The organism is Streptomyces sp. NBC_00344 (assembly GCF_036088315.1).
In the GTDB taxonomy this organism is placed as follows: Bacteria; Actinomycetota; Actinomycetes; order Streptomycetales; family Streptomycetaceae; genus Streptomyces.
Genome location: NZ_CP107996.1, coordinates 2308770 through 2321543, shown reverse-complemented (window position 1 = coordinate 2321543; position 12774 = coordinate 2308770). Strand labels below are relative to the sequence as shown.

At 70.9% G+C, this 12774-nt stretch carries 14 protein-coding genes; 9 read left to right on the top strand and 5 right to left on the bottom strand.

Translation table 11 applies throughout. The features are described 5' to 3' along the window. Positions 1-27: 27 nt before the first annotated feature. The 6 genes from OHS16_RS10360 to OHS16_RS10335 all read left to right on the top strand — a co-directional run bounded on the left by OHS16_RS10360 (position 28) and on the right by OHS16_RS10335 (position 6127). On the top strand, positions 28-435 hold the full coding sequence (locus OHS16_RS10360; protein ID WP_328536887.1) for a DUF6113 family protein: 408 nt from the start codon (positions 28-30) through the stop codon (positions 433-435). 164 nt (positions 436-599) lie between these two features. Further along, positions 600-2489 carry a hypothetical protein gene (locus OHS16_RS10355; RefSeq protein ID WP_328536886.1) on the top strand — a complete coding sequence of 630 codons (1890 nt, stop codon included), beginning with the start codon at positions 600-602 and terminating at the stop codon, positions 2487-2489. A 206-nt stretch (positions 2490-2695) separates the two neighbouring features. After that, complete coding sequence (locus OHS16_RS10350) at positions 2696-3640, top strand: ABC transporter ATP-binding protein (protein ID WP_328536885.1); 945 nt, start codon at positions 2696-2698, stop codon at positions 3638-3640. Beyond that, a complete protein-coding gene (locus OHS16_RS10345; protein ID WP_328536884.1) occupies positions 3637-4377 on the top strand; it encodes an ABC transporter permease in 741 nt (246 codons plus the stop codon). Before OHS16_RS10350 ends, OHS16_RS10345 begins: the two co-directional genes overlap by 4 nt. Continuing rightward, positions 4374-5525 carry a sensor histidine kinase gene (locus OHS16_RS10340; protein WP_328536883.1) on the top strand — a complete coding sequence of 384 codons (1152 nt, stop codon included), beginning with the start codon at positions 4374-4376 and terminating at the stop codon, positions 5523-5525. The genes OHS16_RS10345 and OHS16_RS10340 overlap by 4 nt, the downstream gene beginning before the upstream one ends. Then, positions 5522-6127, top strand: a complete 606-nt coding sequence (locus tag OHS16_RS10335; protein WP_443042589.1) for a response regulator transcription factor — start codon at positions 5522-5524, stop codon at positions 6125-6127. The genes OHS16_RS10340 and OHS16_RS10335 overlap by 4 nt, the downstream gene beginning before the upstream one ends. A gap of 117 nt (positions 6128-6244) precedes the next feature. Here the strand turns inward: OHS16_RS10335 and OHS16_RS10330 are convergent, their stop codons facing one another. After that, positions 6245-6700, bottom strand: coding sequence for a DUF2000 domain-containing protein (locus OHS16_RS10330; protein WP_328536882.1), 456 nt, complete (start codon positions 6698-6700; stop codon positions 6245-6247). 49 nt (positions 6701-6749) lie between these two features. On the opposite strand from OHS16_RS10330, the gene OHS16_RS10325 reads away from it, so the two are divergent. Further along, complete coding sequence (locus OHS16_RS10325) at positions 6750-7553, top strand: helix-turn-helix transcriptional regulator (protein ID WP_328536881.1); 804 nt, start codon at positions 6750-6752, stop codon at positions 7551-7553. Here OHS16_RS10325 and OHS16_RS10320 read toward each other — a convergent pair. Both OHS16_RS10320 and OHS16_RS10315 read right to left on the bottom strand, forming a co-directional pair. Beyond that, the gene (locus OHS16_RS10320) at positions 7546-8391 is read right to left on the bottom strand and encodes a transglutaminase-like domain-containing protein (RefSeq protein ID WP_328536880.1); all 846 of its coding nucleotides are present in this window, start codon (positions 8389-8391) and stop codon (positions 7546-7548) included. The two genes, OHS16_RS10325 and OHS16_RS10320, sit on opposite strands and share 8 nt — an antisense overlap. Before the next feature lie 20 nt (positions 8392-8411). Continuing rightward, positions 8412-9407 carry a GNAT family N-acetyltransferase gene (locus tag OHS16_RS10315; protein ID WP_328536879.1) on the bottom strand — a complete coding sequence of 332 codons (996 nt, stop codon included), beginning with the start codon at positions 9405-9407 and terminating at the stop codon, positions 8412-8414. Between the two features lie 113 nt (positions 9408-9520). Between OHS16_RS10315 and fdxA the strand changes: the two genes are divergently transcribed. Together fdxA and dapC are read left to right on the top strand one after the other, a co-directional pair. Further along, positions 9521-9841 carry a ferredoxin gene (fdxA, locus tag OHS16_RS10310; RefSeq protein WP_018845645.1) on the top strand — a complete coding sequence of 107 codons (321 nt, stop codon included), beginning with the start codon at positions 9521-9523 and terminating at the stop codon, positions 9839-9841. Between the two features lie 94 nt (positions 9842-9935). Then, on the top strand, positions 9936-11033 hold the full coding sequence (dapC, locus tag OHS16_RS10305; RefSeq protein ID WP_328536878.1) for a succinyldiaminopimelate transaminase: 1098 nt from the start codon (positions 9936-9938) through the stop codon (positions 11031-11033). Between the two features lie 100 nt (positions 11034-11133). Here dapC and OHS16_RS10300 read toward each other — a convergent pair whose 3' ends face one another. Together OHS16_RS10300 and OHS16_RS10295 are read right to left on the bottom strand one after the other, a co-directional pair. Then, the gene (locus OHS16_RS10300; protein ID WP_328536877.1) at positions 11134-11484 is read right to left on the bottom strand and encodes an ATP-binding protein; all 351 of its coding nucleotides are present in this window, start codon (positions 11482-11484) and stop codon (positions 11134-11136) included. A 322-nt stretch (positions 11485-11806) separates the two neighbouring features. Further along, a complete protein-coding gene (locus OHS16_RS10295) occupies positions 11807-12736 on the bottom strand; it encodes a heavy metal transporter (RefSeq protein ID WP_328536876.1) in 930 nt (309 codons plus the stop codon). Between the last annotated feature and the right edge of the window lie 38 nt (positions 12737-12774).

The window sequence follows — 12774 nt, the reverse complement described above, 5'->3', positions numbered from 1 at the left end:
CGGATGCAGATCGATGAGAGCGGACATATGAGTACGAACCAGGGTGGAAGTGGCGTTGCGGGACCCGTGAACGCGGTCCGGATCGCGGCCTACTTCGGGCTGCTCGTCCTCGGCGCGCTGACCGGCGTCGCCGGCGCGCTGGTGCAGGCCGGCTGGCTCCCCGGTGGTCTGGTGCTCGCCCTGCTCGGCGCGGCAGCGGTCTTCTACGGCGGCAGAACCGTCACGGGTACCGGAATCGGAGTGGCTGCGCCCGCCCTCGGCTGGCTGGTCGCGGTGATCCTGCTGACCGCCACCCGCCCCGAGGGTGACTTCGTCTTCGGCGCAGGGGTGGGCTCCTATGTCTTCCTGCTCGGCGGCATGGTGGCCGCTGTGATCTGTGCCACCGTGCGGACGCCACCTGGGCCGGGTGCCGAATCCGCCCGACCTGGTAAGTGATGTGCCGCTTCGCCCGATGAACCGGAGGCACTCGCCGCAAGGTCGGAAGCTTTCATTCCCATGGGCATGGGGTGCCATCGCGCCGCGGCCAGTATGGTGGTGCGCGCCGCCGAACCTCCCGCACAAGTAAGAACGGGCGGCGGAGCCAACCGGGAGAACCTGCCTTGAGTCGTGAAACTGACAGTTCGTCCACCGGCCCCCAGGGGCGTGGCGGGGCCGCGTACCCCTCGGGTACGCCGCCGTACGGAACCCGCCAGTCTCCGGAGGAGGCCGCGTCCCCGGCTCCGGCCCCCGAGCCGCAGCCGGATGAGCCCAGAACCGAGACCACGCTGACCACGCGTATCCGGATCAACATCCCTGGCTCGCGGCCGATCCCGCCGGTCGTGATGCGTACGCCCATGGGCCAGAGCAACATCGCCGACGGACCCGATCCGGAGCGCACCGGTTCGACACACCTCCCTCCGGAGCCCGAGCCGGAGCCGGTGGCCGAGGAAGCGGCGGCCGAGCGGCAGACCAGTGACTGGTTCGCGCCGCGCAGGCCCGCGGCCCCCTCCGGACCTGCCGCATCTCCGGAGGTACCCGCTCCCGTGGCGCCCACCGGCGGGAAGCGCCCCGACCTGCCGTACTTCTCGGAGTCCCCGCTGCGTGGTCCGGGTGACGGCGGCGCCGGTCCCTCGGGTCCGACCACCGGCCCGGTCACCGGCACCGCTTCGCTGAAGCCGCCGCTGGAGACCCGTCCGACCGGTTCTCAGGGTGCCGTTCCGCCGCCGATGTCCGACGACACCGCCGTACTGACACCGCAGCTGCCGGCCACGGAATTCCCGCCGGGACAACGGGGGCCCGTGCCGCAGGGATCCGGCGGTCAGGACGAGGACGGTCCGTTCGGCCCGTCGGGCGGCAATGTCTCGGGGCACACTCTGAACAGCGGCATCCCGGTGGTTCCGCCGGACCGCCGTACGCCGTTCCCGCCAGGACCCGCCGGCGGACCCGATCCGAAGTCCCGGCCGTCCGACGGTGCTTCGCCGTACACCCCGGCGCCTTCGCCGAACCCCGCCGTGGCCGCTCCGTCGCCCGGACCCGCTCCGGTCCGGCCTGCCGCGCCCGCCAGGAAGCGCCGCGCCAAGCTGGGGCCGGCCGTCGGCGGTCTGGTGGTGCTGGCCGGGATCGCTTACGGAGCCGGCCTGTTGATGAACCACTCCGACGTGCCCAAGGGCACCACCGTCCTCGGTGTGGACATCGGCGGCGGGACCAGGGACGAGGCGGTCAACAAGCTCGACACCGCTCTCGGCAAGTGGGTCAACGCGCCCATCCCGCTGAGCGTCGACGGCCGGAAGACCCAGCTGAAGCCGGCCGCTGCCGGTCTCTCCCTGGACACCCAGGCGACCGTGCGCCAAGCGGCGGGCAGCGACTACAACCCGGTCTCGGTGATCGGTTCGCTCTTTGGGGGCGAGCGCGTCGTCGACCCGATCCTGCCGACCGACGAGGAGAAGCTGAGCGTCGCCCTGACCGATCTGTCGGGCGTCTCCGGTTCCGCTTCGGAGGGCACGGTCAAGTTCGAGCCGGGCAAGGCGGTCGCCGTGCCGGGCAAGGCGGGCAAGGCACTGGACGTCAACAGGTCGATGGTCGCCGTGCGGGACGCGTACCGCAGCCAGGTGCAGACCGGTTCGGGGCGCACCGTCGTCCTGCCGGTCGTGTCCCGGCAGCCGACCATAAGCCAGGCGGAGATCGACCGGGCGATGAAGGAGTTCGCGAAGCCCGCGATGTCCGGTCTGATCACGATCAAGGCAGGCGCCAAGCAGATCCAGTTCGGCCCTGAGCGCTCACTGCCGAAGATCCTCTCCATGCAGGCCGTCAACGGCAGGCTGGTCGAGCACTACGACAAGCCGGCGATCACCCAGCTGCTCGACGGGGTCTTCGACGGCATCATGATCACCAAGGGCGACGGCAAGAAGCACCAGGTCACGGCGGACGATGTGGCGCACGCCATGCAGACCGCCCTGCTCGGCAAGACCTCGGTGGAACGCACGGCCACGATCGAGCTCGACCCGAGCTGACCGTACCGAGCCCGCGGCTCAGCTCACCGGTCCGGGCCCACCGGTCCGAGCCGGCCGAACCGTCCGACAGGACCCCTGACCGAAGTGCCGGTCAGGGGTCCTGTCATGCCCGGACCCGTGTCACGCATCCGCCATGACATCTGTCATCGCCGATCCACGACAAGCTGCTCTGCCACCGGGGGGCCGTGGTGCGGCAACCTGGTTCCATGACGACGACAGGCGCTCCCACCGCGGTGGTGAGCTTCGAGAATGTGAACAAGAGCTACGGCCAGGTCCACGCCGTGGCCGGGCTCTCGCTCGAACTGCACCCCGGTGAGACCGTTGCACTCCTGGGACCGAACGGAGCGGGCAAGTCCTCGACCCTCGATCTCCTGCTCGGCCTCCGCAACGCCGACTCGGGCACCGTGCGGATCTTCGGCACCACCCCCGAACAGGCCATCAGGGACGGCCGGGTCGGCGCGATGCTGCAGAGCGGCGGGCTGATGGAGGAGGTCAAGGTACGCGAACTGGTGAAGCTGGCCTGTGATCTGCACCGCCATCCCCGCCCCGTCGAAGAGGTGCTCGAGCGCGCCGGGATCGGCCAGATCGGCGACCGCCTGGTCAACAAGCTCTCCGGCGGCCAGGAACAGCGAGTCCGTTTTGCCCTGGCCACGGCCGGCGACAACGATCTGATCGTCCTCGACGAGCCGACCACCGGGATGGACGTCTCCGCGCGCCAGGCCTTCTGGGCCACCATGCGGGAACAGGCCGACCAGGGCCGTACGGTGCTCTTCGCCACCCACTACCTGGAGGAGGCCGACGCGATCGCCGACCGCGTCCTCGTCCTGCACAAGGGCCGGCTGCTGGCCGACGGCACCGCCTCGGAGATCAAGGCGAAGGCCGGCGCCCGCCGGATCGCCTTCGACCTCGAAGGCGTCATAGACGAGGCCGAACTGCGCGGACTCCCCTTCCTTACCGCCTTCACCGTCTCCGGCAACGGCTCAGCCGCGGGGTCGGGCCGCACGGTCCGTATCCAGTCGACGGACGCCGACGCAACCGTGCACGCGCTCTACGGACTCGGAGTCTTCCCCCGCAACCTCGAAGTCGCGGGTCTCGGCCTGGAGCAGGCATTCGTCGCCATCACGGAGGCCGAGGAGGCCAAAGCAGTATGAGGACCCTGATCAAGCTCGAGATCGCCAGAACGCTGCGCAACAAGAAGTTCATGTTCTTCTCGGTCATCTACCCGTCGGCGCTCTACCTGCTGATCGCAGGCGGACAGTCGTCGACCGCCAAGGTTGCCGGCACCGATCTGACCCTGCAGAACTTCTACGTGGTCGCCATGGCCTCCTTCGGCGCGCTCACCGCCGTACTGATGGGCAACAGCGAGCGCATCGCCAAGGAACGCGAGAAGGGCTGGGTCCGCCAGTTGCGCCTCACCTCGCTGCCGGGCCGTGGCTATGTGCTGGCGAAGATCGCCAGCGCGGGAGTGGTGACACTGCCCTGCATCGTCGTGGTCTTCGTGGTCTCCGCATCCGCCAAGCACGTACGGTTCGACACCTGGCAGTGGCTGGCCCTGACCGGTGTCATCTGGGCCGGCAGCCTGGTCTTCGCCGCGCTCGGCGTCGCGATCGGCTACATCGCCAGCGGTGACGCGGTCCGCCCGATCACGATGATCATCTACTTCGGCCTCTCCATCCTCGGCGGCCTCTGGATGCCCACCTCGATCTTCCCCCAGTGGCTGCAGAACATCGCGGAATGGCTGCCCACGCACGCGTACGCCGCCCTCGGCCAGTCCATCGAGCTGGGCGGTTCCCCGCATGCCAAGGACGTCGGCATCCTCTTCGTCTACTTCCTGCTCTTCGCCGGCGGCGCCGCCTGGCTGTACCGGAAGGACACACTGAAGGCGTGAACGAGGAACGCGTCGTCGGCATCGGCAGGGTGCCGTCGAACATCCGGCAGGCCGGTGCCAAGATGCTCTGGATCGGCATCTGGCTGATCTTCATGAGCGCCCCGGTCGACGACCTCCTGGACGGCGGCCGCAGCACCGTCCAGGAGGTTTCCGGCTGGACCGGGCTGGCCGTCTTCGTCGCCGCCTACCTGGTGCTGGTCTTCCGGCAGACCGCCCGCACCCTCTCGCCGCGGGCGGTCTACGGGGCCCTGGCGTTCCTGGGTCTGCTCGCCCTCGGACTCGCCCTCGCTCTCGGTTCCGCGTGGCTCGTCCTCTTCGTGTACGTGGCGGTGAGCTGCGGGGCGGTACTGCCCCTGCGGACCGCCTCCTGGGCCATCCTCGGTGTCACCGCGCTGATGTGCCTGCTCGCGCTGCCCGACGCCCACGTCGTGAAGGACGCCGTCCCGCTGCTCGTCCCTGCCCTGCTGGGCGGATTCGCGATGACCGGGGTGCGCCAACTGGTGCGTACGACGGTCGAGCTGAAAGCTGCCCGCGCCACGGTCGCCCAGCTCGCCGCGAACGAGGAGCGCCTGCGGATGGCCCGTGACCTTCATGACCTCCTCGGCCACTCGCTGTCGCTGATCACCCTCAAGTCCGAACTCGCCGGCCGGATGCTGCCGGACCGCCCGGACATGGCGGCGGCGCAGGTCGCCGATATCGAGCAGGTCAGCAGGCAGGCGCTGACGGACGTGCGGGAGGCGGTCACCGGATACCGCCGCCCGACCCTGCCGGGGGAACTGGCCGGAGCCCGTACCGCGCTGGCGGCGGCAGGAATCACGGCGGACGTGCCACCCGAGTGCGATGTCGACGGGCTCTCCGCCGAAGAGGAGACGGTGCTGGCCTGGGCGCTGCGGGAGGGCATCACGAACGTGGTGCGCCACAGCGGGGCCCGGCACTGCACGGTCACGCTCACCGCACGCCAGACCCTCGACGGCCGCCGCTGCGAGCTCAGGGTCAGGGACGACGGCAGGAACGCCGCCGTCGCCGCTCACGGCAACGGTCTCACCGGTCTGACGGAACGCCTGCTCACAGTGGGCGGCTCGCTCAGCACGGAGGCCGACCGGGGCTTCACACTCACCGTGCGGGTCCCCATAGGATCCGGGGCATGATCAGGCTCTTGCTCGCCGAGGACCAGTCCATGGTCCGGGAGGCCCTCGCCGCGCTGCTCGGTCTGGAACCGGACTTCGAGGTCGTCGCCCAGGTGGCCCGCGGCGACGAGGTGCTGGCCGCCGCACGCGCCGGTGCCGTGGATGTCGCCCTGCTCGACATCGAGATGCCGGGTATGACCGGTATCGAAGCGGCAGCGGTACTGCAGCGCGAGCTTCCCGCGCTCAAGGTCGTCGTCCTCACCACCTTCGGCCGCCCCGGCTATCTCCGCCGCGCGATGGAGTCGGGCGCCCACGCCTTTCTGGTCAAGGACGCCCCGGCGTCCCAACTGGCATCGGCGGTGCGGAGAGTGCTGGCAGGCGAACGCGTCATCGACCCCACCCTGGCGGCTGCGGCCCTCTCGGACGGGGCGAACCCGCTGACCGACCGCGAGCGCGATGTGCTGCGCGCGGCGGCCGACGGTTCCACCAACGCGGAGCTGGCCGCCGCCCTGCACCTGTCCCAGGGCACGGTCCGGAACTACCTCTCGACCGCCATTCAGAAGCTGACGGCGCGCAACCGCGCCGAGGCGGTACGCATCGCGCGGGAGAAGGGCTGGCTCTGAGGCACGCGGTGGACGGCCGCCGTCCCTCCACCGGCCGCCCCGCACCCGCCGCCCGTCCCCGCATGGGGGTTGTGGCCGCACCGGCCGTCCTTGCACCGCGGCTGCGCCTGTACCGGCTCAGGGGTGCATCCGGGCACCCTTGAGCACCTTGTCCACGGCATTGCGCGGCCCGTACACGGCCAGCCCCACCAGGTCGAGCTGTGCCCCGCCCACCGCCGCCACGGCGGCGCGGTTGTCGCGGTCATTGCCGGTGGCGAAGAGATCACGGGTGAAGACCGCCCTCGGCAGGGCGCGGGACAGGGCCCGGCCGTGCGCGGCCGTCAGGGTCTCCTTGCTGCCCTCGAAGACCAGCACCGGCTGCCGGAACATCGGCAGATAGGCGGTGCCGTCGGCGTCCGCGTACGGTTCGCCGATCACCTCGGGCACCGCGGGCCCGAGACCGCTGACCAGGAAGGCCGTCACGTTCAGCCGCTGCCAGGTCTCCAGATCGTCGCGGAGCAGCACAGCGATCTTGGTGTCGAAGCGGACGGGGGCGTCATCGCGCCGGGTGTCCGGGGCGTTCTCGGTTCTCATGCCTCGAGACTGCGGCCTGCCCCGCCGCGCCGTCTTGTACGTTCCTTGCATGGTGGCCCGGCAGCAGATCTCCGCATGGCGCCCGCCGGTCGCGGGTGTCGTGGAGGTCTTCCATGCCCGCTTCACCGAGCACACCTATCCCATGCACGTCCATGACGCCTGGACGCTGCTGATCGTCGACGACGGAGCGGTCCGCTACGACCTGGACCGTCATGAGCACGGCACCCCGCGCGACACGGTGTCCCTGCTCCCGCCCCAGGTGCCGCACAACGGGTCACCCGCGACCCCGCAGGGCTTCCGCAAGCGGGTGCTCTATCTGGACATGACCCAGCTGGACGCAGGCTTCATCGGAGCGGCGGTGGACCGGCCCGATCTGGCGGATCCGGTACTCCGGCGACGGGTGGGCCAACTGCACACGGCGCTGGCGCGCCCCGGCGACGAGCTGGAGGCCGAGAGCCGTCTCGCGCTGATCGGCGAGCGGCTGCGCGGACATCTGCGGCCGGGGCTCACCGCCCGCCCGCCGGACGGTGACCCCGGCGTCGCCCGCGCGCTGCGTGAGCTCATCGACGAGCGGCTGGTCGAGGGGGTGACGCTGGACGAGGCCGGAATGCTGGTGCACGCCCACCCCACCCATCTGGTGCGCGCCTTCGGCAGCGCTTTCGGCATCACCCCGCACCAGTACCTGATGTCCCGGCGGGTCGACCGCGCCCGCGGACTGCTGCTCGACGGGCAGCGGCCCGGCGAGGTCGCCCTGGCCACCGGCTTCTACGACCAGTCCCATCTGACACGGCACTTCAAGCGGGTGGTGGGTATCACTCCGGGCCGGTACGCCCGTACCGGCGGGGTCAGTTGAGCATGGCCCGCGCGGACCGGGCGCGCCCGCGGATCGTCTCCGCGGTGTCCGGCTCGACCGCCGCGACCACCTCGGCGTACTCCTCCATCTCGGCGGCCCCGCGCAGGAACTCGCCGCGTTCCACCAGCAGCCGGGCGCGTTCGTAGCGCAGCCTGGCCGGGTGGGCGGGCAGCAGCAGGGACAGTTCGATCGCCCACAGCTGTACGTCGGTGCGCTCGGGCCGGGCAGCGGCCCAGGCCCGGATGTTGTGGAGAATGCGCAGCACGATCGCGGGCGGATCTGCCGGAGCGAGCGTGGCAGGATCCAGCGGCGCGCCGGTGGCGCCGGCCACCATCAGGCCCGCGTCCTCCCCGGTGAGCAGTCGGCCGCCGTCGAACGGATCGGCCAGGACCTGCCGCTCCGGAGGGTCCGACGGGTGGCCGAAGCCGACCACGAAATGGCCCGGCAGAGCGACTCCGTACACCGGCGCACCGGCTCGCCGGGCCACCTCGATCCAGACCACCGAGAGCAGGATCGGCAGGCCCCGGCGGCGGTGCAGCACCTCGTGCAGAAGTGACGACTCCAGACGCCGGTAGTCGCCCGCACTGCCCCTGAAGCCGTTCCGTACGCCAAGGACTTCGGCCAGTGCCTGCGCCCAGTCCCGGGCCCGGGTGATCCCGAAGGGCAGCAGCCCGGCCAGTCGGTCCAGTTCGATCTGGGCCGCGTCGATACCGTGCCGGCCCAGCAGCGGGTCGGCCTCCGCGCCCACCAGCAGACACAGCAGTGCGAGGTCGGGCCGCGCGGACCGGACCTCGTCGGCGAACTGCGCTCGCCGGCCGGTGGAGTCTTCCTCGTCCATGGTGTCCTCCTCGCCTCCGGTCAGGCGGATCGGAAGTGGTGATAGCTGTGGTGGGTCTCGAAGCCCATACCGTCGTAGAGGGTGCGGGCCCCCGCATTCTCCTCCTCGACCTGGAGCCAGGCGGCGGATGCGCCCTCGCCGAGCGCCCTGCGGGCGAGCGCCGTCATCACGGCGGTGGCCAGCCCCTGACGGCGGGCCGCGGGATCCACCTCGATCGCCATGAAGCCGGCCCACCGCCCGTCGACCACACAGCGGCCGATCGCGGCGGTGGTCTCCCGCCCCCCGGCGACCGAGGCGAACCAGGTGGAAGGGCCGCTGGCGATGACCTTCGTCACCTCGGGGCCCGGGGCGCTGAAGCGCCCGTACCGGGACAGCCAGGCGTCGTCGAAGGAACGGGACAGCGTGACCCGGGAGACGTCCACGTCGAGATCCCCGATCGGGGCGAGCGCACCGGTCCTGATCAGCGCGGTCACCTCACGCGTCCAGTCCCGCCGCTCCAACTCGGCTGCCAGCGCCTCCTGGGTGCCCTCGTGGCCGGTGGCCAGCTGCATGTACGCAGGCAGGTTCCGGGCCGCGTACCACGCGCGGACCCGGTCGAGCGCCTCGTCCAGCGGGCACCCGGGGTCGCCCAGCGGGAGCACCGAATTGGCGCGCCGGGTGAAGCCCGCCGCGGCCCTCAGCTGCCAGTCGCCCAGGTACTCGCACTCCACCGGCTGCCAGGCACGCGCTCCGGCCCGTGCCAGCTCGGCGAAAGTGGCCGCCGGGCCGCGCCGCCTGGCCGGTGCGGCGGGCACGACCCGGCCCGCGACCAGTACCGATTCCTCGATCCGCACCGACACGCCCGACCGCCGTGTGATGGACAGCACACCGTCGTTCCAGGATGTGAGAACCCCGACCGTGTCGGTGAACTTTCCCCCCGCGGTGCTCTCCCCCGTGAGCTGCCGGACTGATACCCGTTTGCCCACGTCATGGGGTGTAATTCGGACCTCGAGTTGTCCGCCGGTGGTGAATTCCACAGCTCTCTCCGCCCCTCCTGTTCGGATCGTGCCCAGGAACGGAGATACTAGGTGTGGGCATCGACGACGCCGCGCTCCCGCGCAGAGCAGCCCTACCGAGGAGGAACGACAGCGTGACTTACGTCATCGCGCAGCCTTGTGTCGACGTCAAGGACAAGGCGTGCATCGAGGAGTGCCCCGTCGACTGCATCTACGAGGGCTCCAGGTCCTTGTACATCCACCCGGACGAATGCGTCGACTGTGGTGCCTGTGAGCCGGTGTGCCCGGTGGAGGCGATCTTCTACGAGGACGACACCCCGGATGAATGGAAGGACTACTACAAGGCGAACGTCGAGTTCTTCGACGAACTCGGTTCGCCCGGTGGCGCCTCCAAGCTCGGTCTCATCGAGCGTGACCACCCCTTCATCGCGGCGCTGCCTCCGCAGAACGGCTGACCCCGTAACGCTCCCGGTCCCGTACGGCGATGCTGCCGTACGGGGCCGCGGTGTTTCCCGCGCAGCGCACGTCCGTACGAGAAAGTGAAGCTCTGTGTCCGCAGTCTCATCGCGTCTTCCCGTCTTCCCCTGGGACAAGCTCGAGCCGTACAAGGCGACCGCCGCCGCCCATCCGGACGGCATCGTGGATCTCTCCGTCGGCACGCCGGTGGACCCGGTTCCCGCGGTCGTCCGGAACGCGCTGATCGACGCCGCGGACTCGCCGGGCTATCCGACCGTGTGGGGGACGCCCGCGCTGCGGGACGCCCTCACCTCCTGGTGCGAGCGGCGGCTCGGTGCGCGCGATGTCGCGCACACCCATGTGCTGCCGGTCGTCGGCTCGAAGGAACTCGTGGCCTGGCTGCCCACCCAGCTCGGTCTCGGCGCCGGTGACCGGGTGGCCTACCCCCGGCTCGCCTACCCGACGTACGAGGTCGGTGCGCGGCTCTGCGGCGCCGAGCCGGTGGAGTACGACGATCCGACGGAGCTCGACCCCGCGGGGCTGAAGCTGCTGTGGCTCAATTCGCCGTCGAACCCGACCGGCCGGGTCCTCTCCCGGGAGGAGCTGGCCCGTATCGTGCGCTGGGCCCGCGAGCACCACGTGCTCGTCGCCAGCGACGAGTGTTATCTGGAGCTCGGCTGGGAGGCGGAGCCGGTCTCGGTGCTGCACCCGGCGGTCTGCGGCGGTTCGTTCGAAGGCCTGATCTCCGTGCACTCGCTGTCCAAGCGGTCGAACCTGGCCGGATACCGTGCCGCTTTCCTGGCGGGTGACGCCGAAGTGCTGGGCGAACTGCTGCGGATCCGCAAGCACGGCGGGATGATGACGGCCGCGCCGGTGCAGGCGGCGGTGGTCGCCGCGCTCGGGGACGACGTCCATGTCCAGGAGCAGCGGGCGCGGTACGCGGCCCGGCGGACGGCACTCCGTGCGGCGCTGGAGGCGCACGGCTTCCGGATCGAGCACAGCGAGGCCAGCCTCTACCTGTGGGCCACCCGCGACGAGCCCTGCTGGCAGACCGTGGCCCACCTGGCCGAGCTGGGCATCCTGGTGGCCCCTGGTGACTTCTACGGCCCGGCCGGCGAGCGGTTCGTGCGCGTGGCCCTGACGGCCACGGACGAGCGGGTGGCGGCGGCGGTGAAGCGGCTGGGCCAGTAGGCCCCTGACCCGGTACGACAGGGCCCCGGAGAGCGGATGCTCTCCGGGGCCCTGTCGTGTGGAGCGAGCCGCTACCGGCCCGGCGCCAGGCTCTGCGCGGTCACTTGCCCAGCGGCAGGTTCTTCACCGGCAGCTGGTCGGTGGGCAGGCCGGCCCCGCCGAGGGGGGTGGCGGTCCTGCCGACCTTCGCGACGGCACCCGAGGCGGTCGGGACGGCCTTCTTGACGGTCTTGGCGCCGGCGGTGGCGCCGCCGGTCAGACCGGTGGCCTGGTGGGCGGTGCCGCCGACCGCACCCAGGCCGGCGCTGTCGAGCGCGGTCATGCCGCCCAGGTTCGGCGTCGCCGGGAGTGTCGCGGCGCCGGCCGCGCCGGCCGCACCGACCACGGGGGCTGCACCCGCCGCGATGAGCAGCGCGGCACGGGCGATCCGACGGGTCAGGGAGAGGGACATGGTGCTCCTTGAGCGGGAGGGGACGGTGAATGTCCGGCGTTCGGACGCAGTGACAACCGCTCGAGGGGAGGGGGAAGTTGCGGTGACCAGAGGTAAAGACTTTTTAATGGGTCGCATAATCGGCTTCGGATAAAAACGGACAAATGATGTCGCGCCGATGTACTTGATGAATCGTCACTTCCCTTGTCGCCCATGGTGATTCCGGATCATGAGCCGACCTCCGAGCAGGGCAGCGGGAGACCACTCCGGACCTGCCTCGGGTGATGCTTCCGAGTGATCGGTCGTGCGGGTGTGCGGAAGGCGTGACGGGGCCGTTCCGTCGCTACTTCACCAGTTCGATGCGGACGTCGCCCGTGCCCTGCGCCGCCGGGCCCGCAGACTTCGGAGAGGGCCTGCTCCAGGAGTTCCCGTCGGCGCCCGCGGTCCACTCCCGGCCCGCATAGGCGACCCGCTCGATACGGAGGGCGGCCGAGTTGGCCACCGCCCAGTGCGCGAGTTCCCAGCCGCGCCGCCCGGCCGGGCCCCCGGCGGGCTTCGTGCCGGCTGCCGCGTCTCCGGCCCTGGCCACCGGCACCGTCAGATCCGACCGCCCCGCGGACCGGCCCGTGGGTGCTGCCCCCGAACCGAAGGCCCGCACCAACTGGGACCGGACCTTCGCCGGATCGCCGGCCATCGTGCTCTGCGCTCCCGAACAGGTGAACGAGGCGGCCACCCGGCCGGTCAGGGCCGAGGCCAGCAGCGTGGCGTCCGGTTCGTGTTTCGCGTACGCGTCGGGGAAGGCGCTGTGCTGCACCCGCTGCGCGGCGACGGTCAGCGGAAGCCGGGTGTAGCCCGGTACCAGGCTGAGGTGCTGATAGAACTTCCCGGCCGCGTAGACCGGATCCTGGATCTGCTCGGCATTGCCCCAGCCCTGCGAGGGCCGTTGCTGGAACAGCCCGAGCGAGTCGCGGTCACCGTGGTCGAGATTGCGCAGCCCGGACTCCTGGAGCGCGGTGGCCAGTGCGATGGTGACCGCACGCTCCGGCATCCCCCGCGCCGTACCGACCGCGGAGATGGTCGCGGCGTTGACGGCCTGTTCGGGGCTGAGGTCATAGGTGTCGCCGCCCCTGGAGCCCGCGGTGCAGTGCGGTGCGCCGCCGCCCCCCGTGACGTACTGCGCGATCACATAACCAGCCAGCGCGAGCAGGACGACGACAGCCGCCGCGATACGGAGGGCGCGGCCACGGCGGGGTGCGGTGCTGGGCTGGGACACGAGGCCACCGTACTGGAGGCTGCGTTAGGGTCTGAGCC

Bases quoted from the DNA above. Each gene is read 5' to 3' on its own strand.
- OHS16_RS10360 (WP_328536887.1), top strand. From the start codon at position 28: ATGAGTACGAACCAGGGTGGAAGTGGCGTTGCGGGACCCGTGAACGCG.
- OHS16_RS10350 (WP_328536885.1), top strand. From the start codon at position 2,696: ATGACGACGACAGGCGCTCCCACCGCGGTGGTGAGCTTCGAGAATGTG.
- OHS16_RS10345 (WP_328536884.1), top strand. From the start codon at position 3,637: ATGAGGACCCTGATCAAGCTCGAGATCGCCAGAACGCTGCGCAACAAG.
- OHS16_RS10335 (WP_443042589.1), top strand. From the start codon at position 5,522: ATGATCAGGCTCTTGCTCGCCGAGGACCAGTCCATGGTCCGGGAGGCC.
- OHS16_RS10330 (WP_328536882.1), bottom strand. From the start codon at position 6,700: ATGAGAACCGAGAACGCCCCGGACACCCGGCGCGATGACGCCCCCGTC.
- OHS16_RS10325 (WP_328536881.1), top strand. From the start codon at position 6,750: ATGGTGGCCCGGCAGCAGATCTCCGCATGGCGCCCGCCGGTCGCGGGT.
- OHS16_RS10320 (WP_328536880.1), bottom strand. From the start codon at position 8,391: ATGGACGAGGAAGACTCCACCGGCCGGCGAGCGCAGTTCGCCGACGAG.
- OHS16_RS10300 (WP_328536877.1), bottom strand. From the start codon at position 11,484: ATGTCCCTCTCCCTGACCCGTCGGATCGCCCGTGCCGCGCTGCTCATC.